General features: G+C 71.5%; 22 protein-coding genes. 16 read left to right on the top strand and 6 right to left on the bottom strand.

What is annotated here, in order from left to right; all coding sequences use genetic code 11:
• Positions 1-24: 24 nt before the first annotated feature.
• Positions 25-777 (top strand): amino acid ABC transporter ATP-binding protein, encoded by a 753-nt coding sequence (locus tag ABZ641_RS05865; RefSeq protein WP_344624465.1) that lies wholly within the window; start codon positions 25-27, stop codon positions 775-777.
• A 114-nt stretch (positions 778-891) separates the two neighbouring features.
• The gene (locus ABZ641_RS05860; protein WP_095873204.1) at positions 892-1,482 is read left to right on the top strand and encodes a CGNR zinc finger domain-containing protein; all 591 of its coding nucleotides are present in this window, start codon (positions 892-894) and stop codon (positions 1,480-1,482) included.
• Positions 1,483-1,594: 112 nt separating this feature from the next.
• On the opposite strand, the gene sodX is transcribed toward ABZ641_RS05860, so the two are convergent.
• Entirely contained in the window at positions 1,595-2,038 is a 444-nt protein-coding gene (gene sodX, locus ABZ641_RS05855) for a nickel-type superoxide dismutase maturation protease (protein ID WP_344624438.1), read from the bottom strand.
• 178 nt (positions 2,039-2,216) lie between these two features.
• On the opposite strand from sodX, the gene sodN reads away from it, so the two are divergent.
• The 4 genes from sodN (at position 2,217) to ABZ641_RS05835 (ending at position 5,240) form a co-directional block, all read left to right on the top strand.
• Complete coding sequence (gene sodN, locus ABZ641_RS05850; protein ID WP_030267960.1) at positions 2,217-2,615, top strand: superoxide dismutase, Ni; 399 nt, start codon at positions 2,217-2,219, stop codon at positions 2,613-2,615.
• Between the two features lie 343 nt (positions 2,616-2,958).
• Complete coding sequence (locus ABZ641_RS05845; RefSeq protein ID WP_344624439.1) at positions 2,959-3,441, top strand: GNAT family N-acetyltransferase; 483 nt, start codon at positions 2,959-2,961, stop codon at positions 3,439-3,441.
• Between the two features lie 231 nt (positions 3,442-3,672).
• Positions 3,673-4,086, top strand: a complete 414-nt coding sequence (locus tag ABZ641_RS05840) for an anti-sigma regulatory factor (RefSeq protein WP_344624440.1) — start codon at positions 3,673-3,675, stop codon at positions 4,084-4,086.
• A 134-nt stretch (positions 4,087-4,220) separates the two neighbouring features.
• Entirely contained in the window at positions 4,221-5,240 is a 1,020-nt protein-coding gene (locus ABZ641_RS05835) for an RNA polymerase sigma factor SigF (protein WP_344624441.1), read from the top strand.
• A 95-nt stretch (positions 5,241-5,335) separates the two neighbouring features.
• Here the strand turns inward: ABZ641_RS05835 and ABZ641_RS05830 are convergent, their stop codons facing one another.
• The gene (locus tag ABZ641_RS05830; protein WP_344624442.1) at positions 5,336-5,791 is read right to left on the bottom strand and encodes a hypothetical protein; all 456 of its coding nucleotides are present in this window, start codon (positions 5,789-5,791) and stop codon (positions 5,336-5,338) included.
• A gap of 51 nt (positions 5,792-5,842) precedes the next feature.
• Between ABZ641_RS05830 and ABZ641_RS05825 the strand changes: the two genes are divergently transcribed.
• Positions 5,843-6,814 (top strand): diacylglycerol kinase family protein, encoded by a 972-nt coding sequence (locus ABZ641_RS05825; RefSeq protein WP_359979457.1) that lies wholly within the window; start codon positions 5,843-5,845, stop codon positions 6,812-6,814.
• Positions 6,815-7,158: 344 nt separating this feature from the next.
• A complete protein-coding gene (locus ABZ641_RS05820; protein WP_030267905.1) occupies positions 7,159-7,410 on the top strand; it encodes a WhiB family transcriptional regulator in 252 nt (83 codons plus the stop codon).
• Positions 7,411-7,729: 319 nt separating this feature from the next.
• On the opposite strand, the gene ABZ641_RS05815 is transcribed toward ABZ641_RS05820, so the two are convergent.
• The 3 genes from ABZ641_RS05815 to ABZ641_RS05805 all read right to left on the bottom strand — a co-directional run bounded on the left by ABZ641_RS05815 (position 7,730) and on the right by ABZ641_RS05805 (position 12,182).
• Positions 7,730-9,247, bottom strand: coding sequence for a PAS domain-containing sensor histidine kinase (locus tag ABZ641_RS05815; RefSeq protein ID WP_344624444.1), 1,518 nt, complete (start codon positions 9,245-9,247; stop codon positions 7,730-7,732).
• A gap of 426 nt (positions 9,248-9,673) precedes the next feature.
• Positions 9,674-10,726 (bottom strand): SIS domain-containing protein, encoded by a 1,053-nt coding sequence (locus tag ABZ641_RS05810; protein ID WP_359979453.1) that lies wholly within the window; start codon positions 10,724-10,726, stop codon positions 9,674-9,676.
• Between the two features lie 154 nt (positions 10,727-10,880).
• Positions 10,881-12,182: an extracellular solute-binding protein gene (locus ABZ641_RS05805; protein WP_344624446.1), complete on the bottom strand. Its 1,302-nt coding sequence runs from the start codon at positions 12,180-12,182 to the stop codon at positions 10,881-10,883.
• Between the two features lie 555 nt (positions 12,183-12,737).
• Here ABZ641_RS05805 and ABZ641_RS05800 point away from each other — a divergent pair.
• The 8 genes from ABZ641_RS05800 (at position 12,738) to ABZ641_RS05765 (ending at position 21,955) form a co-directional block, all read left to right on the top strand.
• Positions 12,738-14,051, top strand: coding sequence for an extracellular solute-binding protein (locus ABZ641_RS05800; protein ID WP_359979451.1), 1,314 nt, complete (start codon positions 12,738-12,740; stop codon positions 14,049-14,051).
• A 92-nt stretch (positions 14,052-14,143) separates the two neighbouring features.
• Entirely contained in the window at positions 14,144-15,130 is a 987-nt protein-coding gene (locus tag ABZ641_RS05795) for a sugar ABC transporter permease (protein ID WP_359979449.1), read from the top strand.
• On the top strand, positions 15,127-16,029 hold the full coding sequence (locus tag ABZ641_RS05790; protein ID WP_344624449.1) for a carbohydrate ABC transporter permease: 903 nt from the start codon (positions 15,127-15,129) through the stop codon (positions 16,027-16,029). Before ABZ641_RS05795 ends, ABZ641_RS05790 begins: the two co-directional genes overlap by 4 nt.
• 65 nt (positions 16,030-16,094) lie before the next feature.
• Positions 16,095-17,672 (top strand): glycoside hydrolase family 3 protein, encoded by a 1,578-nt coding sequence (locus ABZ641_RS05785; protein WP_344624450.1) that lies wholly within the window; start codon positions 16,095-16,097, stop codon positions 17,670-17,672.
• Positions 17,673-17,970: 298 nt separating this feature from the next.
• The gene (locus tag ABZ641_RS05780; RefSeq protein WP_344624451.1) at positions 17,971-18,771 is read left to right on the top strand and encodes a GntR family transcriptional regulator; all 801 of its coding nucleotides are present in this window, start codon (positions 17,971-17,973) and stop codon (positions 18,769-18,771) included.
• Between the two features lie 217 nt (positions 18,772-18,988).
• Entirely contained in the window at positions 18,989-19,273 is a 285-nt protein-coding gene (locus tag ABZ641_RS05775; RefSeq protein WP_344624452.1) for a DUF3311 domain-containing protein, read from the top strand.
• Positions 19,273-20,898: a monocarboxylate uptake permease MctP gene (mctP, locus tag ABZ641_RS05770; protein WP_359979444.1), complete on the top strand. Its 1,626-nt coding sequence runs from the start codon at positions 19,273-19,275 to the stop codon at positions 20,896-20,898. The genes ABZ641_RS05775 and mctP overlap by 1 nt, the downstream gene beginning before the upstream one ends.
• 286 nt (positions 20,899-21,184) lie before the next feature.
• Positions 21,185-21,955 (top strand): histidine phosphatase family protein, encoded by a 771-nt coding sequence (locus tag ABZ641_RS05765; protein WP_344624454.1) that lies wholly within the window; start codon positions 21,185-21,187, stop codon positions 21,953-21,955.
• 44 nt (positions 21,956-21,999) lie between these two features.
• On the opposite strand, the gene ABZ641_RS05760 is transcribed toward ABZ641_RS05765, so the two are convergent.
• The gene (locus tag ABZ641_RS05760) at positions 22,000-22,629 is read right to left on the bottom strand and encodes a response regulator transcription factor (protein ID WP_359979440.1); all 630 of its coding nucleotides are present in this window, start codon (positions 22,627-22,629) and stop codon (positions 22,000-22,002) included.
• Positions 22,630-22,779: the final 150 nt, after the last annotated feature.

Genomic DNA, 22,779 nt, shown 5'->3' with positions numbered 1-22,779 from the left:
ACCCCCGCCGACGCGACCCACGCGATGGTCCGGGCGGAGCGCGTCCACAAGTCCTACGGCCTCGTCGAGGTGCTCAAGGGCATCGACCTGGAGGTCAAGCAGGGCGAGGTGTTCGTGCTGGTCGGGCCGTCCGGCTCCGGCAAGTCCACCTTCCTCCGCTGCATCAACCACCTGGAGAAGATCAACGCCGGTCGGCTCTACGTCGACGGCGACCTGGTGGGCTACCGGCAGAAGGGCGAGAAGCTCTACGAGCTGAAGGACAGCGAGGTCGCGCTCCAGCGCCGCGACATCGGCATGGTCTTCCAGCACTTCAACCTCTTCCCGCACATGACGGCGCTCGAGAACGTCATCGAGGCCCCGGTGCAGGTCAAGGGCGAGACCAAGGCCGCCGCCAAGGAGCGCGGCATGGCCCTGCTGGAGCGGGTCGGCCTGTCCGCCAAGGCCGGCAGCTACCCGTCCCAGCTCTCCGGCGGCCAGCAGCAGCGCGTCGCGATCGCCCGTGCGCTCGCCATGCAGCCCAAGCTGATGCTGTTCGACGAGCCCACCTCGGCGCTCGACCCCGAGCTGGTCGGCGAGGTCCTCGACGTCATGCGCGGCCTCGCCGAGGAGGGCATGACCATGGTCGTGGTCACCCACGAGATGGGCTTCGCCCGCGAGGTCGGCGACGCGCTGGTCTTCATGGACGGCGGCGTGGTCGTCGAGTCCGGCGACCCGCGCGAGGTGCTCTCCAACCCGCAGCACGAGCGGACCAAGCTGTTCCTGTCCAAGGTCCTCTGACCTCCGCTCCGCAGACGCCCGCCGCCCCCGAGGGCGGCGGGCGTCTTCGCGCCCCGGCTCTCAGGTAATACCCTTGAGGCAGCTTGCCTGTTACCGGCCCTGGAAGGACCATCCGTGGAGCTCGCCTCGTACGCCGACTACGCCGTCCGGCTGGTGAACACCGAGGAACCGGAACGCGGCCGGGACGCCCTCACCTCGGTGGACGCCGTCCGCGGCCTGTTCGGGACGGCCGGCCGCGCCGCCGCGCTCGCCGACGAGGCCGACCTGCCCCGGCTGCGGGCCGTCCGCACCCGGCTGCGCGGCGTCTTCGAGGCCGCCGCCGAGGGCGACGAGATCCGCGCCGTCGACCTGCTCAACAGCCTGATGGTCGAGTACCCCGTCAGCCCGCTGGTCTCCGGCCACGACTACCTCGACGAGGCCGGCCGCCCGCGCTGGCACCTGCACCTGGCCGACAACGCGGCCACCGCCACCGCCAACTACACCGCCGTGGCCTGCATGGGCCTGGCCATCCACCTCACCGAGCTCGGCGCCGACCGGCTCGGCATCTGCCAGGCCGCGCCCTGCCGCAACGCCTACCTCGACACCTCGACCAACCGCTCGCGCCGCTACTGCTCCGACCGCTGCGCGACCCGCGCCAACGTCGCCGCCTACCGCGCCCGCAAGCGCGAGGAGGCCGCCCGCGCGGCCCTCGCCGCCCGCGACTGAGGCCGTTCGGCACCCGGGGGCGATCTCGCCGGGGCGTGTCGTCGAAGGACAGCCGGGTGGTCGGTTCAGGGGTGCCCCGCAGGGGGCGCCCGCATGCCGTGAGGACGGCGGCCTACGACTCCACGTCCAGTGGCGCGTGTACGCCGAACCGGGCCGCCAGGCCCGGGAGGCGGCCCAGGACGGCGCCGTTCAGCACCCGTTCCAGGCTCCGCGGCGGCGCCAGCCAGGCCGGGCGGGGCCGCAGCCGCAGCAGCACCCGGCCGAGCACCAGCTCGGCGGGCACCGCCCCGTACTCCCGGCTGTCCGAGGTCACCAGCGGGTTGTCCGACAGCAGCCACCAGCCGCCCGGACGGCGCCCGACCGCCCGCTTCACCACCAGCAGGTCCTGCCGCAGCGGATGCCGGACCACGACCACCGCACCCGGCCGGATCCGCGCGCCGTACCGGACGAGCACCCGGTCCCCGTCGTGCAGGGCGGGCCGCATCGAGGGGCCCGCCACGTCGATCACCCCGAGCGGCAGCAGCCCGCCGCCGTCCGGCTCCCGCTCCTCGGCCATCCGTCTCTCCCCTGCCCGTGTCGCCGTCCAGTCTCCAGCATGGCGGCACGCCCGGTGCCCGCCCGATATCGACCGGTTGTGGCTCCGTCTTTTGCCCTAGGCCACCGGGCCGACCGCGAAACGGCCGCTGCGGCGGGGTAATCTCGCTCGCGGGAAGACGATCTAAGGAAGGACTTCCATGTTCTCTCGTCTGTTTGCTCCGCGAGCCACCGCGCACGCCCACTGCGACCTGCCCTGCGGCGTGTACGACCCGGCCCAGGCCCGCATCGAGGCCGAGTCCGTGAAGGCCACTCAGGAGAAGTACCAGGCCAACGAGGACCCGCACTTCCGTGCGCGCGCCATCGTCATCAAGGAGGAGCGCGCCGAGCTGGTCAAGCACCACCTCTCCGTGCTGCACACCGACTACTTCAAGGCCCCGCACTTCGAGGCCTACCCGCAGCTGCACGACCTGTTCAACAAGGCCGGCAAGGCCGCCTCGGCCGCCAAGGCCTCGACGGACCCGGCCACCGGCCAGGCCCTGCTCGACCTGATCGCCGAGATCGACCGCATCTTCTGGGAGACCAAGAAGGCCGCCTGATCACGCATCAGTAACCGGGGGCCCGGCCGCGCGCAGCGGCCGGGCCCCCGGCGTGCCCGGGGCGTCCGGCAGGTCGCCCGGCGGCCGTCGGCGTAGGCTCGTGGCACGGGTCGGGCCGTCCCGGGCCGACCCGCCGCCCCGAGCGAGGGAGGCCGCGATGCGCACCGCTGCGGCACCCCGGCACCACCCGTCCCGGCGGTCCGCCGGCCGGAGGTCCGGCTCGCCGACCGGGCCCAGGTCGGGGCCACCGGCACGGGTGCGGGAGCCGGGAGGACCGCGGGTCGGAGCGGGTGCGCACGATTAACCTTTCCGCCCGGCGGGTCCGTCCGAGTACCCTCGCCGTATGATCCGCACCGCCGAGGCCGCCGACGTCCCCGTCATCCACGCCATGATCCGCGAGCTCGCCGAGTACGAGCGCGCCGTGGACGAGGCGCGGGCGACCCCGGAGCAGCTGCACGACGCGCTGTTCGGCGAGCACCCGGCCGTGTTCGGGCTGATCGCCGAGGACGACGCCGGCGAGCCGGTCGGCTTCGCCCTGTGGTTCCGCAACTTCTCCACCTGGCGCGGCACCCACGGGATCCACCTGGAGGACCTTTACGTCCGTCCGTCGGCGCGCGGCGGCGGCCACGGCAGGGCGCTGCTGGTCGAGCTGGCGCGGATCTGCACGGCCCGCGGCTACGCCCGCCTGGAATGGTCGGTGCTGGACTGGAACGAGCCGTCGATCGGCTTCTACAAGTCGCTCGGCGCGGTGCCCATGGACGAGTGGACGGTCTTCCGGCTGACCGACGGCGCGTTGGCCGAGCTGGGCGGCCCGGTGGGGGGTTGACCGACCGCCCGTCGCCCGTTCCCGTGATCGTGGCCGGAGATCGCGACATCGGCCCCCCGATAGCGGTAACGTCTCGGGCGGATGCGCGGCGTTCCGACTGCCCCGGGTGGGTATGAACCGGTACGTACCGCACCACCCCTCGGACGAGTTGGGGCGAAGCAGTTGAGCGAAGCAAGAGGAAGTGCCGCGGCCGTCCGGCCGCAAGCACCGCGCGTCACCCAGGAGGTGAGGGTGTCCCAGATCGACGGTGAGCCCGACGTGAAGGACTTCGTCGAGGTCCGGCTGCCCGCGGCGGGTGCCTACCTCTCAGTGCTGCGAACAGCGACGGCGGGCCTCGCGGCCCGCTTGGACTTCACCCTGGACGAGATCGAGGACCTCCGCATCGCGGTGGACGAGGCCTGCGCCATCCTGCTCCAGCAGGCGGTGCCGGGTTCCGTCCTGAGCTGCGAGTTCCGGCTGGTCGGCGACTCGCTCAAGGTGACCGTGTCGGCGCCCACGACCGACGGCCGCGCCCCCGAGCGGGACACCTTCGCCTGGACGGTGCTCTCCGCACTGGCCGGCGAGGTGGACTCGTCCGTGGGCGAGGACAACACCGTCATCATCAGCCTGCACAAGAAGCGCGGCGGGTCTCCTGCCCAGCCGTAGCGCCGTGCGCCTCGGGCCGTACGCGCAGGTGCCGCCCGGCGGGGCCGGCGCCCGGCGCGTGCGGCTCCCCCGTACCGCAGTCCGCTGCGGTACAGCCAGTGAGAAGTGCTCCCGGAACGGAACGGGTGATCGCCGTGAGTGATCTGGACCGCACAGGGGCCGCCGCGGTGCCGGCGGCCACCGCAGACGTGGCCGTACCGCCCCAGGCGAGCGCTGCCCGCATCGCCGACGCCAACCCGACCGACGACGCGTACCCGAAGGACGCCCAGCGGATGACCCAGCCCACCGATCCGACACCGGAGCAGCCCGCCGCGGCGGCCGCGCCCGCGGACGAGGAGCTGTCGTCCGCCGCGACCGCGGTGCGCAGCGCGGTGCCCGCCCAGGGCCACCGCTCGGCGGCGCCGGACCGCGAGGCCGCCCGCGCGCTGTTCGTACGGCTGTCCCAGCTGCCGGACGGCTCGCCGGAGCGGGTGGAGATCCGCAACCAGCTGGTGCGGATGCACATCCCGCTGGTCGAGCACCTGGCCCGGCGCTTCCGCAACCGCGGCGAGCCGCTGGACGACCTGACGCAGGTCGCCACCATCGGCCTGATCAAGTCGGTCGACCGCTTCGACCACGAGCGCGGGGTGGAGTTCTCCACCTACGCGACGCCGACCATCGTGGGCGAGATCAAGCGGCACTTCCGGGACAAGGGCTGGGCGGTCCGGGTGCCGCGCCGGCTGCAGGAGCTGCGGCTGTCGCTGACCACGGCGACCAGCGAGCTCTCGCAGCGGCACGGGCGCTCGCCCACCGTGCACGAGCTGGCCGAGCACCTCGGGATCTCCGAGGAGGACGTGCTGGAGGGCCTGGAGTCCGCCAACGCGTACTCGACGCTCTCGCTGGACGTGCCGGACAGCGACGACGAGTCGCCCGCCGTGGCGGACACCCTCGGCGCGACCGACGAGGCGCTGGAGGGCGTCGAGTACCGGGAGTCGCTGAAGCCGCTGCTCGCCCAGCTGCCGCCGCGCGAGCAGAAGATCCTGGTGCTGCGGTTCTTCCGCAACATGACGCAGTCGCAGATCGCCGCCGAGGTGGGCATCTCGCAGATGCACGTCTCGCGGCTGCTCGCCCGCACCCTGGCCCAGCTGCGGGAGAAGCTCCTCGTCGAGGAGTGAGGGCGGGCCCCGGTCGGCCCGGGGCGGTGACGCAGAAGGCGGAGGGGCGCGGTTCGGACCGCGCCCCTCCGCCTTCGCCCGTGTCCGGGCCCGGGTCAGCCCTGCTCGCCGTAGAGGGCGGCGGTGACCTTCGGGTTCAGCAGCGAGACGATGCCGGCCAGGCCCAGCAGGCCGACGGCCACCGCGGCGACCCGGACGGCGCCGCCGCCCTGCCACATGTAGTAGGCCACCGGCAGGCAGATGGAGTTGGTGAGCAGCGCAGGGCTGCGGCCCCAGCGGCGCAGCCGCAGCAGCGCCCGGCCGGCCAGCAGCGGGAGGAGGCCCATCAGCAGCAGGACGGCGGCGCCGGCGGCGCTGCGGCCGGCCGCGGCGTGGTCGCCGACGAGGGAGGAGACGACGTCGTAGAGGCCCCATCCGGCGAGTGCGGCGCCCTCCAGCAGGGTGATCGCGGCACCCGTGAGCAGCGGGGCCGGGCGGGCTCCGGCGGGGCTCGTGGCGCCCTCCTGGCCGGTGGCGGGGGCGGGTGCGGTGCGGGCGGTCTTCGCGGTCACTCCAGCAGGGTAACCGCCGCGCCTCCGGTACCGACCCGTAGGCTGGCGTTCATGCGCGCTCTCCTGGTCGTGAACCCGATGGCGACCACCACCAGTGCCCGCACCCGCGACGTACTGATCCACGCCCTGCGCAGCGACCTGAAGCTGGAGGTCGCGCAGACCCGGTACCGCGGGCATGCGGGCGACCTGGCGCGTGCCGCGACCGAGGACGGCGGGGTGGACCTGGTGGTCGCCCTGGGCGGCGACGGCACGGTCAACGAGGTGGTGAACGGGCTGCTCGCGCACGGCCCGTCCGAGCGGGTGCCGCGGCTGGCGGTGGTGCCCGGCGGTTCGACCAACGTCTTCGCCCGCGCGCTGGGGCTGCCGAACGACCCGGTGGAGGCGACGGGTGCGCTGCTGGACGCGCTGGCCGTCCGGCGGGAGCGCTCCATCGGGCTGGGCAAGGCCCTCTCGGAGGGGGAGCCGGACCGCTGGTTCACCTTCACCGCGGGGCTGGGCTTCGACGCCGGCGTGGTGGGGCGGGTGGAGGAGCAGCGCAGGGCGGGCCGGCGTTCCACGCACGCCCTCTACGTGAACCAGGCGCTCCGGCACTACGTCACCGAGCGTGAGCATCGCCGGAACGGCCCCATCACCCTGGAGATCAACGGGCGGGAGCCGGTGCCGGGCCTGGTGCTGTCGATAGTCAGCAACACCTCGCCGTGGACCTTCCTCGGGAACCGTCCGGTGTACCCCTCGCCCTCCGCGTCCTTCGAGACGCACCTTGACATCTTCGGCATCACTCGAATGACGGCGTTCGGCACGGCTCGAACGGTCCGTCAGATTCTGCGGTCGCACACCCCTGCGGACGGCGCCGCGGCGGCCTCCGGACCGAGCGGGAAACACGTCGTCTCCTATCACGACGTCAGACACTTCACCTTGGTTTCACAGGAACCGGCCCCGTTTCAGGTCGACGGGGACCACCTTGGAGACAGGAGTCGCGTCAGTTTCACAGGCGTTCGGCGGGCACTGCGTGTGATTGTGTGACCAGAAGGGGGTCCCACCCTTCTTCTCGAACGCGCTAGCCCCCTTCACCCCATAGAAGTACGGGCTGTGAGCTATGCGACACCGAAGAATCAAAAATTCCTTGCCGAAGGGGGTTGTATCCGGGCCGCAGGTTTGCGAACCTCTACATGGCGATCGGGACGGGCCGCAGCGGGACACGCGGAACTCCCTCGAATCGCCCGAACCCCACCTCAGCGCAGACCACCCGGGCCCGATGGGCCTTTGGTCGCTTTTGCTGTTGCGGGATTCGTGAAAGCGTTCACATTCACAAGCCGTCGATTGCGTCGGCCGGGCCACCGCCCGCCGACCGGAGGAGTTGGACGACCATGGACTGGCGCCACCGCGCTGTCTGCCGCGAAGAGGACCCGGAGCTGTTCTTCCCGATCGGGAACACCGGTCCTGCTCTGCTGCAGATCGAGGAAGCCAAGGCCGTGTGCCGCCGCTGTCCCGTCATGGACCAGTGCCTGCAGTGGGCGCTCGAGACCGGCCAGGACGCCGGCGTCTGGGGCGGTATGAGCGAGGACGAGCGTCGCGCGATGAAGCGCCGTGCCGCCCGCAACCGCGCCCGCACCGCCTGACACGCCGCCAGCACCACCTGATCAATCCATGATCAAAGGCCCTGTCTCCGAGTGTTCCCAGGGCCTTCCGCACGAAGGGTCGCGCCGCACGGCGCGACCCGGACGACGCCGGGCCGCCAGGGGCCTTGATACTGCTCACTGAGAGCAATATTGTGGACCTGGGCCGTTCACCGTGTGCAACACACGAGTGCAGCGCGTCGCACCCACAGAGCCCCCGTTCCGGCCGACTCCCCCCGACGGCCGGAACGGGTTGAGAGGCCCTGCCGACCCACCCCCCCCGGTCGGCAGGGCCTCGTGGCGTTCCCGGGCCGCGCCGCCGCTACTTCACCGGGATCTCCAGGACGACCTTGGTGCCGCCGCCCGGGGCGGCGACCATGTCGAAGGTGCCGCCGAGCTCGCCGGTGACCAGGGTCCGGACGATCTGCAGGCCGAGGTTGCCGGCCTTCTGCGGGTCGAAGCCCTCGGGCATGCCGCGGCCGTCGTCCTGCACGGTGATCAGCAGGTACTCCTCCGGCTTGACGCCGTCGTTCCAGCTGTCGGACCAGCCCATGCCGGTCGCCGGGGCCCGCCCGCGCAGGGAGCTGACCTCCAGGTTGCCCGCCGCCTTCGGGCCGAACGCGTGTTCTAGGGCGTTCTGCAGCAGCTCGGTGAGGATCATCGCGAGCGGGGTGGCGACCTCGGCGGTGAGGATGCCGAAGCTGCCGGTGCGCTTGGTGCTGACCAGACCGTCCTGGGAGAGCTCCATCACCATGGCGAGCACCCGGTCGGCGATCTCGTCGAAGGCGACCTGCTCGTCGAGGGTCTGCGAGAGGGTCTCGTGCACGATGGCGATCGAGCCGACCCGCCGCACCGCCTCGTCCAGCGCGGCCCGGCCCGCGTCCGAGTCCATCCGGCGGGACTGCAGCCGCAGCAGCGCGGCGACGGTCTGCAGGTTGTTCTTCACCCGGTGGTGGATCTCCCGGATGGTCGCGTCCTTGGTCATCAGCTCGCGGTCGCGCCGCCGCAGCTCGGTGACGTCGCGGCAGAGCACCAGGGACCCGGTGGGGGTGCCCTTGGGCTTGAGCGGGATGGAGCGGATGATCACCACCCCGCCCTGCGCCTCGACCTCGGTCTGCCGGGGCGCCCAGCCGCTGGCCATCTTCACCAGGGACTCGTGCACCGCGGAGCGCGACGGCGGGGCCAACTCGGCGGTGGTGCGGCCGAGATGACTGCCCACCAGGTCGGTGTTGAGGCCGATCCGGTGGTAGGCGGAGAGCGCGTTGGGGCTGGCGTAGGTGACGATGCCGTCCGCGTCGAGCCGGATCAGGCCGTCGCCGACGCGGGGCGCCGCGTCCATGTCGGTCTGCTCGGCCGGGTAGGGAAACGTTCCGGCAGCGATCATCTGGGCCAGGTCCGAGGCGCTCTGCAGGTAGGTGAGCTCCAGCCGGCTGGGGGTGCGGACGGTCAGCAGGTTGGTGTTGCGGGCGATCACGCCCAACACCCGGCCCTCGCGCCGGACGGGGATGGACTCGACCCGGACGGGCACCTCCTCGCGCCACTCCGGGTCGCCCTCGCGCACGATGCGGCCCTCGTCGTAGGCCGCGTCCAGCAGCGGGCGGCGGCCGCGCGGCACCAGGTGGCCGACCATGTCGTCCTGGTACGAGGTCGGACCGGTGTTCGGCCGCATCTGGGCGACCGAGACGTACCGGATCCCGTCCCAGGTGGGGATCCAGAGCACCAGGTCGGCGAAGGAGAGGTCGGAGAGCAGCTGCCACTCCGAGACCAGCAGGTGCAGCCACTCCACGTCGGCACCGGTGAGGGTGGTGTGGCGGCGGACGAGTTCGTTCAGCGAGGGCACAGGGCGAGCCTAACGAAAACGGCCCCGCGGGACCTTCCGCGACGTTGTCCAGACCAATGTCGGCGCACCCCTGGACAACCACAATTGGTCTAGTCCACAATGGGAAACGCACCAAGGAGAGACCCCCCGCGCACACTGCCCTGACCGCGCGAGGTCCCTTCTCGGTCGGCGCACCGGTGGCCCGGGAGTCCCGCACAACTCCCGGCCGCACCGGCCGCCGACGACAGCTCCGGGCTGCGGTGCCGCACGGGTTGAGGGTCCTGTGTCGGCGCCGTGGCCCGTAGTGCTTTCCGGGCGCCCGCCGGCACGGCGGACCCGGGCGGACGGCCGCCGGACGGGCGGCCGCGGACGTACGAGAACGTACGGAAGGGGCGCGCGGGGTTTCCCACCCCGCGCGCCCCTTCCGTGTGCCCGATGCGCCGGGCGTCAGTGGGTCTCGGTGACCTTGGCGAGGGCGCGCGGCGCGTCCGGGTCCTGGCCGCGGGCGATCGTCACCTCGTAGGCGAGCAGCTGAAGCGGCAGGATCTCCAGGATCGGCTGCACCTCCTCCGGCACGCCGGCCGGCAGCGCGAAGCCCGCCGAGGCCGCCTCGACCTGGGCCTCCTGACCGATCACGACGAGGTCGGCACCACGGCCGCGGAGCCGGTCGAGGACCGGCTGCAGGGCCTCGCCGCCCTTGCCGTCCGGCACGATGGCGATCACCGGGGAGACGTTGTCCACCATGGCGAGCGGGCCGTGCAGCAGGTCGGCGCCGGAGAACGGCGACGCCGGGATGTAGGTGGTCTCCATCAGCTTCAGCGCCGCCTCGCGGGCGGTCGGGTAACCGTAGCCGCGCGAGGTGATGACCAGGCGCTGGGCGAAGCGGTAGCGCTCGGCGAGGGACTTGACCTCGGCCTGGCGCTCCAGGACGCCGGCGGCGAGGCCGGGCAGGGCCTTGGCGGCCGAGCCGTCGCCGCCGCGCAGGCCCTCGACGAAGAGGTACAGCGCCAGGAGTTCGGCGGTGTACGTCTTGGTCGCCGGCAGCGCCTTCTCCGGGCCGGCCAGCACGTCGATGTGGAACTCGGAGACCTCGGCCAGCGGGGAGCCGGCGTTGTTGGTCACCGCGAGGGTGATGGCGCCGGCCTCGCGGGCGGCCTTGGTGGAGGCCACCAGGTCGGGCGAGCCGCCGGACTGGCTGACCGTGACGACCAGGCAGTCCCGGAGGTCGGGCTTGGCGCCGTACGCGGTGGTGGTGGACATCGAGGTGAGGCCGGCGGGCTTGCCGAGCAGGACCTCGATCAGGTACTTCGCGTACAGGGCCGCGTTGTCGGAGGTGCCGCGGGCGGTCAGCAGCACGAAGCGCGGGTTGCGGGCGGCGATCTCGGCGGCGATCTCGCGGATCTTGGGGGCGCCCTCGTCGAGGATGCGCTGCAGGACGGCCGGCTGCTCGGCCATCTCCGCCGCCATGATCCTGCCGGGGACGGTCTGCGGGTCGGACATCGGTGTGCCTCCGTTGAGATGGTTCTGCCCGCTGCGGGCTCCTGGCCCGGCGGGTCCTCACGGCGGCGAGTCCGCACACTCGCTGCAAAGGTGTTGCCGCTCGATCCTACGGTGTCCGGGCCCCGGAACGAACTCCGGAGCCCGGCCGGGCGACTCAGGACGGGTTGTTGATCAGCGCGTCGATCTTGGCGTCGGCGGCCTTGGCCGCGGTCTCCACCGAGGTGCCGGCGAAGATGTCGTTCAGCATGTCGACGAGGACGTTCTGCTTCTCGATCGCCGCCCAGCCCGGGGCGACCGGGGTGAACCAGGCGTCCGGGACGGCGTTGGCGGCGGCCGCGGTGGCCGGCTTGTTCTTCAGCGGGGCGAGCTGGGTGAGGTTGTTCGGCAGGGTGTCCTTGTCCGCCAGCACCTGCTGCGACTTGGCGCTGGTGAACATCCGGATCCAGTCCTTGGCGAGGTCCTGGACCTGCGACTTGGCGGTGACCGCGAGGTCCGAGCCGCCGATGAAGGAGGGCAGCGGCTTGCCGTTCGGGCCGGGCATGCCGGCGACCTTCACGACGTCCTTGAGCTTGGGGTCGCCGGAGAGCGGCTCCAGTGCGGCGGCGGCCTCCCAGCCGTTGCCGTAGAGCATCGCGGTGCGGTGCTTGCCGAGCACCGCCGCCTGGTCGAGCTCGTTCACCGTCAGGTCGCCGTGGTTGTACCGCTTGACCAGGTCGACGAAGTGCTGGATGCCCTGCTGCGACTTCTCGTCGCTGAGGGTGCCGTGCCAGCGGCCGCCGTTGTCGAAGCGGGCGATGGCGCCGCCGTACGCGGCGACGTAGGACATCGCGGCGTACCAGTAGGGGCCCGGCAGGTAGAGCGGCGAGAAGGCCTTCCCGCTGCGGTTCTTCGCCTGGATCTTGTCGAGGGCGGCCATCAGCTCGTCCTCGGTGGCCGGGACGGAGGAGCTGCCGGTGGCCTCCTGGAACATCGCCGAGTTGTAGATGGCGACCCGGGCACCGGCGTAGTACGGCACGCAGAAGAGCTTGTCCTGGTAGGTGCAGGTGTTGACCAGGCCGCGGATCCAGGTCTGGTTGTTGTCGAAGGCCGTGCGGTCCACCGGCGCGAGCGAGCCGTTGAGGATGTACTTCATCGTCTCGGTGTTGCCGAGCTCGACGACGTCGGGCACCCGCTCGCCCTTCAGGGCCTCGTCCAGGTTGGCGATCTTGTCCTTCCAGGTCTGGTACCGGAGCCGGAGCTCGACCTTCGGGTACTTGGCGGCGAACTCGTCGTTCACCTGCTGGACCAGCTCGGGCCAGCTGGTCTGGGCCTCGCCCATCAGCCAGACGGTCATGGTCCCCGTCTCCGCGGCGGCCGAGGCCGCCCCGTCCCCGCCCGGGGAGCCGCTGCTGCCGCATCCCACCGCGGTGGCCAGCAGGGCCGCCATGCCGATCGCCGCCGTCAACTGCCGCTTCACGCTTCCTCCGGAGGGTCGGGGAAGGTCTGCGCATTGGTACAGACCAGTTCGCCGAGACTGGACCAGACCACTGGTCGCGTCAACGGCGCACGGGGGCGTAAGCACCAGTCGTTGCAGAGCCGTTGTCATGCGGATACGCAGGGTGAGCACGCACTCACCGCACGCTCCGTTAGGGCTGCCTTAAGGTCCACTTGAGGGAGGGTTAGGCCCGAGGACGGATCGTTCTCCATCTATGGCTGTTCATGGGGCATTCGCCCGATTTCCCGGCCGGGATGGTCCAGTCCAAGCCCCGCCGACCACCAGATGCGCACGACCGTGTCAAGCGTTGATAACGGTGTGCCCCGAGCACTCGCGAACCCTTGACGGCCTTCTTTGGTACGTGCCAATCTCCAGGGCAGTTGGTCTACACCAATGGTCTACTCCACCAGGCCGGTTGCCGCTCCACCCTGCTGTTCCCCCTTCGCAATCACCGGTGACATTCCCCCCGGCACGACGCTTCAGGGCCACGCCCCCACAGCCCGGTGCCACACCTTGCTCATCCCTCTGGAGGATGGTTTGAACCGCAAGCTCGCCGCCGTGGCCGCCATTGCCACCGTTCTCGTCGCGTCCGCCTGCTCCTCGTCCGGCTCCTCCGGCGACGCCAAGCAGGCCACCCTCAGCAAGGACGGCAAGGGCAAGAAGATCACGGTCTGGCTGATGGACGACGCCCAGAAGGGCTGGCCGTCGGTCGTCGAGGCTGCCAAGAAGCAGTTCAAGGAGGAGACCGGCGCCGACGTCGACATCCAGTGGCAGACCTGGACCAACTACACCACCAAGCTCGACACCGCCCTGCTCTCCGGCAACGCCCCCGAGGTCGTCGAGCTCGGCAACACCCAGACCGCCAAGTACATCGAGGCCGGCTCCTTCGTCGACCTGACCGGCGTGAAGGCCCAGTTCGAGAACTCGGACAAGTACCTGGACTCGCTGGCCGCCTCCGGCCAGACCCCGGACGGCTCCAAGACCTACGCCGTCCCGTACTACGCCGGCGCCCGCGTCCTGATCTACCGCAAGGACCTGTTCGCCGCGGCCGGCGTCACCAACCCGCCGACCACCCTGGCCGAGCTGAAGGACGCCCTCACCAAGGTGAAGGCCGCCAACGCCTCCGTGCCGAACTTCTCCGCCCTGTACCTGCCGGGCCAGAACTGGTACACCGCCGCCTCCTTCGGCGCCGGCACCTTCGGCGTGAAGAACATCGTCGCCAAGAGCGACGGCGACAAGTGGACCGGCACCCTGACCGACCCCAAGTTCATCGAGGGCGTCAAGGTCTGGAACGACCTGCAGAAGCAGTTCTCGGTCGGCGGCGCCACCACCGACGAGGCCACCCAGGACGCCCTGATGGCCAAGGGCAACATCGCCGCCATCGTCGGCAACGGCTGGGAGCTCGGCTCCGTCGCCGACCCGAAGGTCGGCGACCCGACCCTGAAGGACAAGCTCGCCAGCATCGCCCTCCCGGGCAACGCGGCCGGCCAGCCCACCCCCGCCTTCCTCGGCGGCTCCGACCTGGCCGTCCCGGCCAAGTCCACCAACCCGGGCCTGGGCGCGACCTTCCTGCAGATCTTCACCAACACCAAGCAGCAGACCGAGCTCGCGAAGTTCGCGATCCCGAACGCCAAGAACCTGGTCGCCGCCTACAAGGCCGCCGCGCCGGAGAACAAGGCGACCGGTGACGCCGCCGAGGGCCAGACCTGGTTCATCCCGAACTCCCCGATGTGGTCCGGTGCCGACGAGACCGCGCTGAAGAACGCCTTCGGTGCGATCGCCGCCGGCGGCGACCCGGCCGCGGAGCTCAAGAAGGTCGAGGAGACCGTCCTCAAGGACCTGAACGGCTGACGAAGCGTGCAGGGGGTGGGCAGTCCGTGCGCGAGCGCGGACTGCCCACCCGCGCAGGTACCGAGCAGTTCCGCGGGCCGGGAAGGACCCAGATGAGCGTGACAACGAACGAAACGCCGGTGGCGGTCGAGGAGACCGCGGCCGCCGCCCCGCCGCCGCGCAGCCGCGGCTTCCTGGCGGGCGGCCACTACATCCCGTACGCCATGATCCTGCCGGCCGTCGCGGCCCTGGTGGGCGTTCTGGCGTATCCGCTGTACCAGCTGTTCGACCTGTCGTTCCAGAACATCAACCGGTACTCGTACCTGGTCAACCCGGCGCTGTCGAAGTACATCGGGTTCGAGGGCTACGGCAAGGTCCTCGGCGACGACCAGTTCTGGGAGGTCGTGCTCCGCTCGGTCTGGTTCACCCTGGAGCTGGTCGTCCTCTCCATGGTGCTGGGCATGCTGTTCGCCCTGCTGCTCAACCGGGTCTCCGGCTGGGTCAAGGTCGTCTGCATCACCGTGATGATGTTCGTCTGGGCCATCCCCGCGCTCGTCACCGGCACCATCTTCCGCTGGCTCTTCGCCTCCAACGGCGGCGTGGTCGACTACATCGGCTACCTGTTCACCGGCGACGAGAAGACCAAGCACTACGACTGGTTCGCCGACCCCACCGTCGGCCTCTACGTGGTCGGCGCCGCGGTCATCGTCTGGGGCGCGCTGCCCTTCCTGGTGCTCGGCCTCCACGCCGCGCTGACCCAGGTGCCCAAGGAGCTGATGGAGGCCGCCAAGCTGGACGGCGCCACCGGCCTGCAGGCCTTCCGGCACGTGGTGATCCCGGTCATCAAGCCGTTCCTGATGATCAGCACCGCGCTGAGCTTCATCTGGGACTTCCAGGTCTTCGCGCAGATCTTCTCGCTGCGCAACACCTCGCCCGAGCCCGGCTACTGGACGATCGGCACCTACCTCTTCCAGAAGGGCATCGTCGCCTCGAAGTACAGCGACTCCTCGGTGATCTCGATCGCCATGATCCTCCTCATGCTGGCGGTGCTCGTCTTCTACATCCGCCAGATGCTCAAGATCGGAGCCCAGGACCGATGACCACCGTCGACACCACGGCCGCCGCGGCCGCCGCGCCGAAGGTCCGGGCCAAGGTCCGCGCGACCGGCCAGAGCCCGGTGATGACCTGGGTCTGGAACACCCTCGGCCTCGGCTTCGCGGTGGTGATGGGCTTCCCGATCTACTGGATGATCATCACCACCTTCAAGTCCAATAAGGACCTGATCGCCAAGGACCCGACCTTCTGGCCGCAGGCGTTCTCCTTCGACAGCTACAAGACGATCTTCGAGGACAAGGAGTTCCTGCCGGGCCTCCAGAACACCGTCGTCATCACGCTCGGCGCGGTGGTGCTCGGCCTCGTCGTCGGCTTCCTGGCCGCCGTCGCCGTCGCCCGGTTCGGCTTCCGCGGCCGCAACTTCTTCATCGTCACCATGCTGGTCGTCCAGATGGTGCCGCTGCTGGCGATCATCGTCCCGCTGTTCGTGGTGATGAACAAGGCCGGCATGACCGGCTCGCTCTTCGGCGTCATGCTGGCCTACCTGGTCTTCACCGTGCCCTACGTGGTGTGGACGCTGCGCTCGTTCATCGTCAACATCCCGGCCGAGCTCGACGAGGCCGCCATGGTCGACGGCTGCACCCAGTGGGGCGCGTTCTTCCGCGTCATCCTGCCGCTCACCCTGCCCGGCCTGATCACCACCGGTGTGTACAGCTGGATCCAGGCGTGGAACGAGTTCATCGTCGCCAACGTGCTGCTCTCCACCGGCGGCCAGAAGACCTCGATGATCTGGCTGACCTTCTACGCCACCACCCCCACCCGCGGCGCCGACTACGGCTCGCAGATGGCCGGCGCCCTGATGGTCTCGCTGCCCGTGATCGTGCTCTTCGTGATCTTCCAGAAGAAGGTGTCGGCGGGCCTGACCGCCGGTGCGGTCAAGGGCTGACAGTCACAGGCGCGGCCCGCCCCCCGCACCACCCCACCTCCCGCACCCAACCCAGGGAAGGAACCATGGCGATTCCCGGTACGGAAAGCGTCGAACTGCTCACGGACGCCGGCGCGGTGCTCCAGCCGGGCTTCGCCGGGCTCACCGCCCCCGAGTGGCTGCGCCGCAGACTGGGCTCGGGCGAGCTGGGCGGCGTCGCGCTGTTCGGCCGCAACATCCGTACCCCGCAGCAGGTCGCCGCGTTGACCGCCGAGATGTACGCGCTCAACCCGGAGCTGCTGATCGCCACGGACGAGGAGGGCGGCGACGTCACCCGGCTGGAGGTCTCCAGCGGCTCCTCCTACCCCGGCAACCTGGCGCTCGGCGAGGTCGACGACACCGACCTCACCGAGCGGGTCGCCCGCTCCATCGGCCTCGACCTCTCGTCGGTCGGCATCAACCTCGACTACGCGCCCGACGCGGACGTCAACTCCAACCCCGACAACCCGGTGATCGGCGTCCGCTCCTTCGGCTCCGACGGCGACCTCGCCGCCCGGCACACCGCCGCCTGGGTCCGCGGCCTGCAGTCCGCCGGGGTGGCGGCCTGCGCCAAGCACTTCCCCGGCCACGGCGACACCTCCGGCGACTCCCACCTCGGACTGCCGCGGATCGACCTCAACTCGGAGCAGGTGCAGGAGCACCTCAAGCCGTTCCGCGCCGCCATCGCGGCCGGCGTGAAGTCGATCATGACGGCGCACATCCTCTTCCCTGCCTACGACGCGGACCTGCCCGCCACCATGTCCCGGGAGATCCTCACCGGCCTGCTCCGCGGCGAACTCGGCTACACCGGACTGATCGTCACCGACGGCATCGAGATGGGCGCCATCTCCGGCACCCACGGCGTCGCCGCCGGCTCCGTCCGGGCCGTCGCGGCCGGGGCCGACACCATCTGCGTCGGCGGCGGCCTGCAGGACGAGGAGGCCTTCCTCTACCTCCGCGACGCCCTGGTCTGGGCCGTCCGCGAGGGCCGGCTCTCCGCCGAGCGGCTACACGAGGCCGCCGAGCGGAACCGGGCCGTCGCCCGCTGGTCCGCCGCCGAGCGGCTGCACGAGGCCGGCTCGCACGGCGAGGTCGGCATCGGACTGGCCGCCGCCCGCCGGGCGCTGCGCATCCACGGCGACCTGCGCCCGCTGGAGGGTGTGCCGCACGTGGTGGAGTTCTCCCCCGGTGCCAACATCGCGGTCGGCGACCAGACCCCGTGGGGCGTCTCCGGGCCGCTCACCGAGCTCGTCCCCGGCACCACCCACACCCGGGTCGGCGCCCCCGCCACCCGGATCGAGGGCTCCGGCCTGCTGCACGTGGCGGTCGCCGCCGAGGGCTCGGACGTCGACGTCCGGCCGCTGCTCGGCGCCGCGGTCAACCGACCGCTGGTGATCGTCGTCCGCGACGTGCACCGGCACCCGTGGATGCTGCGGGCCGCGCTCGCCATGACCGCCGCCCGCCCCGACGCGGTGGTGGTGGAGATCGGCACGGCGCACGCCCTGGCCGACACCTTCGGCAGCCGCGGCACCACCGTGCTCGCCACCCACGGCGGCGCCCGGGTCTGCGGCGTGGCCGCGGCCGAGGCGCTGGCCGGGCTGGTGCTGGGCGCGGCCTCCGCCTGACCGGGGCGGGGCCCTCCCTGTGGGTGGGGCCCTTCACCGGGGTGGGGTGCTCGACCGGGTGGGTGCTCGACCGGGGTGGGGAGCCCCACCGGTGCGGCGTCCGACCGGAGGGTGCACGGGCCCGGGGTGCGGGGCAGGGGGGACGGACCGGAGTCGCATCCGGCTCCGGCAGGCCGGGACCGTCCGGCCGAACCCGGGACCGCAGGAGCTCACACTCGGCGGCCCCCGCGTGCGACCATGTGCTGATACAACGACGGAGGAGCCGGTGACGGCTGCAGGGCGAGGAGTGAGAGCGGCCATGAGCGGCGAGAGAGGCACGGCGGCCCTCCCGGAGGGCACCACGGTGCCGGCGCAGTCCACGGCGGCCACCGGTACGGCCGCGCGGGTGCCCAAGTACTACGGGCTCAAGCGCCACCTGCTGCAGCTGACCGAGACCCAGCCGGCCGGCACCCCGGTGCCGCCGGAGCGGGCGCTGGCGGCCCAGTTCGACACCTCGCGCACCACCGTCCGGCAGGCGCTGCAGGAGCTGGTCGTCGAGGGCCGGCTGGAGCGCATCCAGGGCAAGGGCACCTTCGTCGCCAAGCCCAAGGTCGCCCAGGCGCTGCAGCTCACCTCCTACACCGAGGACATGCGCGCACAGGGCCTGGAGCCGACCTCCCGGCTGATCGAGGTCGGCTACATCAGCGCCGACGAGCGGCTCGCCCCGCTGCTGGACATCAAGCCCGGCAGCCGGGTGCTGCGGATCGAGCGCCTGCGGCTGGCCAACGGCGACCCGATGGCGATCGAGGTCGCGCACCTGTCGGCCAAGCGCTTCCCGGCGCTGCGCCGCAACCTGGTCAAGCACAACTCGCTCTACACCGCGCTGCGCGAGGTGTACGGGGTGACGGTGGCGGAGGCCGAGGAGACCATCGAGACCACGCTCGCCAACCCGCGCGAGGCGGGCCTGCTCGGCTCCGACCTGGGTCTGCCGATGCTCCAGCTCTCCCGGCACTCCTTCGACGCGGAGGGCGCCCCGGTGGAGTGGGTGCGCTCGATCTACCGCGGCGACCGGTACAAGTTCATCACCCGCCTGCAGCGGCCGGAGCAGCCGCCGGCCTGAGCCGCCTCCGCACGCACCGCCCCCTGATCCGGTCGGCCTCCGCCGACCGGATCAGGACGTTTCTGCGCGAACCGGTGACACAGGTCACGTCCGTGCCCTACATTTCGCTCCCGTACTGACTGCCGATCACCAAAGGTGCTGCTCGGCGGGCGGGCGGAGGCAGCTCCGCGCGTTTGCGGCGCCGACGAGGTGAGCCCTCTTCAGCCGGAGCCGCAACATGTCGTCAGAAGTGCAACCGCCCACCGCGGACGGGGCCGCCGGTCCCCTCCCCGCCGTCACACCGGCCCGCGTACTGGCCGCGATCTGCCTGGCCGTACCGGTCGTGGCGACCCTCTGGGTGTCCTCGTACACCAAGGCCGACCCCGAGGTCGGCGGGATGCCGTTCTTCTACTGGTACCAACTGCTGTGGGTGCCGGTCTCGGCGCTCTTCACGGTCGGCGCCTACCTGCTGATCAAGCACGACGAGAAGGCCCGCAAGGCCGCCCGGGGCGGTGACGCGTGATGCACACCGGCATCAACGTGACCGCGCTGACGGTCTTCCTGCTGTTCTTCGTGCTGGTCACCGTGATGGGCTTCCTGGCCGCCCGGTGGCGGCGCGCCGACGACGCCCTGCACCTGCACGAGTGGGGCCTCGGCGGCCGCAGCTTCGGCACCTGGGTCACCTGGTTCCTGCTGGGCGGCGACCTCTACACCGCGTACACCTTCGTGGCCGTCCCGGCGGCGATCTACGGCACCGGCGCGGCGGGCTTCTTCGCCGTGCCGTACACGATCATCGCCTACCCGCTGGTGTTCCTGTTCCTGCCGCGGCTGTGGTCGGTCTCCCGGGTGCACGGGTACGTCACCCCGGCCGACTTCGTGCGCGGCCGGTACGGCTCCAAGGCGCTGTCCCTGGTGGTGGCGCTCACCGGCATCCTCGCGACCATGCCGTACATCGCGCTGCAGCTGGTCGGCATCCAGGCGGTGCTGGACGTGCTCGGCGTCGGCGGCTCCGGCAACTGGTTCATGAAGGACCTGCCGCTGTTCCTCGCCTTCGCGGTGCTCGCGGCCTACACCTACTCCTCCGGCCTGCGGGCCCCGGCGCTGATCGCCTTCGTCAAGGACACCCTGGTCTACATCGTGATCATCGTCGCGGTGATCTACATCCCGATGCGGCTCGGCGGCTACGGCCACATCTTCGACGCGGCCGCCCAGAAGTTCTCGACCGTCAACCCGGCCACCGGCAAGCCCTCCGGCTCGCTGGTGCTCGGCCCGAGCTCGCACTGGACGTACGCCACGCTGGCCCTGGGCTCGGCGCTGGCCCTGTTCATGTACCCGCACTCGGTGACCGGCGTGCTGGCCTCCAAGTCGCGGAACACCGTGCGCCGCAACATGGCGATCATGCCCGCGTACTCGCTGATGCTCGGCCTGCTGGCGCTGCTCGGCTTCATGGCGATCGCGGCCGGCGTGGGCAAGGGCGTACAGGGCTTCAACGCCCAGCTCTCGGTGCCGCAGCTGTTCGAGAACATGTTCCCGGACTGGTTCACCGGCGTGGCCTTCGCCGCGATCGGCATCGGCGCCCTGGTGCCCGCGGCCATCATGTCGATCGCCGCGGCCAACCTGTTCACCCGCAACATCTACAAGGAGTTCCTGAAGCCGGAGGCCACCCCGGCGGACGAGACCCGGGTCGCCAAGATCGCCTCGCTGCTGGTGAAGGTCGGCGCGCTGGTCTTCGTCCTGGCGATGGACAAGCAGTTCGCGATCAACCTGCAGCTGCTCGGCGGCCTGTGGATCCTGCAGACCTTCGTCACCATCGTCGGCGGCCTGTTCACCCGGTGGTTCCACCGCTGGGCGCTGCTGGCCGGCTGGGCCGCCGGCATGGCCTACGGCACCTGGACGGCGTACGGGATCTCCTCCAAGGCGACCAAGCACTTCGGCGGGAACTCCGCGGAGATCCCGGTCATCGGCGAGATCGGCTACATCGGCCTCACCGCCTTCGTGCTGAACCTGCTGGTCGCAGTGGTGCTCACGTTCGTGTTCAAGGCCGCGAAGGCTCCCGAGGGCGAGGACGAGACCCGCGCCGTCGACTACACGGCCGACGCCGGCGACGAGGCCGTGGAGAAGGCGCCGCAGCCCGCAGCCGCGCACTGAGGCCGGCGGGGGCCCGGGCAGGGCTCATAGGCCCGGCAAGGCCGAGCGTGGGCGAGCGGGGACCCGGCGGAGCCGGGTCGGTCGGCCAGCGCGCAGGGGGCGCGAGGCGCACAGTGCTGCGCATCGTGCGCCCTGTGCTCGCGCCGCCACCACCGTCAACACTGGTGGTGGCGGCGCGATCATCGTGTCCGGGCGCGACTCCCCACGGGCGTGCCCTCCCCCCACCACCCAGGGGCGCCGCCGGCGCTGCGCGCAGCGCGACACGACCGAGACGGGGAGACGGGCGATGGCAGAGGCCGGCACCATCCTGAACGGGCACCGCACCGAACGCGAGGACAGCCGCCCGCTGCCCTCCGTCCTGATCGCCACCCGGCACGGCGAGTCCGTCGCCAACGTGGAGTTCCGGTTGGCCGAGGAGGCCGGTGCGCTGACCGTCCCGATCAACAGCCGTGACGCCGACATCCCGCTCTCCCTGCACGGCCAGGCCCAGGCACAGGCACTGGGCCGCTGGTGGGCCGGACTGCCCGCCGCCGACCGGCCGCGTGCGGTGTGGTGCTCGCCGTACGTCCGCACCACGGAGACCGCGCGGATCGCCCTGGCGCAGGCCTCCGGGCTGGGCGCCGTGCCGGTGGGCGTGCCGGTGCGCTACGACGAACGGCTGAGGGACAGAGAGCTCGGCGTCCTGGAGATGCTCACCCGGGCCGCCATCGAGAAGGAGCACCCCGCGGAGGCGGCGCGGCGGCGGCGGATGGGTGAGCTGTACTACCGGCCGCCGGGCGGCGAATCGTGGCTGGACGTGGCACTGCGGGTGCGGGGGGTGCTGCGGGACCTCTGCGAGGAGGAGGCGGGACGGCCGGTGCTGGTGGTCGCGCACGACTGCACGGTGCTGATGCTCCGGCACATCCTGGACCGCCTCACCGAGGCGCAGCTGCTCGACCTTGAGCCCGTCCGCAACTGCTCGACCAGCCTGTGGCGCGCCGCGGACGGCCGGCTCCGTCCCGACTTCTGGAACACCACCGACCACCTGCCGGGCGGGCAGGTCGGGCAGGTCGGGTAGGTCGGACAGGTTCCGGACCTGCCCGGGGCCACCGCCGCCGGTCGTCATCTCAGCAGGCGGCGCTCCTTGGCTGTGGCGACGGCACCCGCACGGGTCTCGACGCCGAGCTTGTCGTAGATGCGGCCGAGGTGGGTCTTGACGGTCGCCTCACTGATGAACAGGGCGCGGGCGATCTCCCGGTTGCCCAGCCCCTCGGAGAGACGGGCGAGGATCTCCTGTTCGCGTTCGGTGAGCCGGGGGGCCGGGGCCCGCATCTGCGCCATCACCCGGCTCGCCACCGGCGGTGAGAGCACGGTGCGGCCGGCGGCCGCCGCGTGCACGGCCGCGAACAGCTCCTCCGGACGCTCGGCCTTCAGCAGGTAGCCGGTGGCCCCGGCGTCGATGGCGCGGGTAATGTCGGCGTCGGTGTCGAAGGTGGTGAGGACGAGGACGTACGGCCCGTCGGGCTCCGCGGTGATCCGCCGGGTCGCTTCGACGCCGTCGATGCCGCTGCCCAGTTGGAGGTCCATGAGGACCACCTGCGGCCGGAGCCTGGAGGCGAGGGTGACGGCCTCCTCCCCGCTGCCGGCCTCGCCGACCACCTCGATGTCGCCCGCGCTGGCGAGCAGCGCGAGCAGGCCCGCCCGGACGACCGCGTGGTCGTCGCAGACGAGGAGCCGAACCGGCGGGTTCATCCCGGCCTCCCGATGTGCAGGGGAACGGCGGCGGAGAGCACGGTGCCCTCGCCCGGGGTGCTCTCGACGGTGAGGGTGCCGCCGAGCTGGCGGAGTCTGGCCCGCATGGCCGGCAGGCCGTGGCCGCGGGAGGCCGTCGTACCGGAGGTG

It is taken from the genome of Kitasatospora sp. NPDC007106, from assembly GCF_040634455.1.
Lineage (GTDB): Bacteria > Actinomycetota > Actinomycetes > Streptomycetales > Streptomycetaceae > Kitasatospora > Kitasatospora arboriphila.
This window is presented reverse-complemented; position numbering and strand designations above follow the sequence as displayed.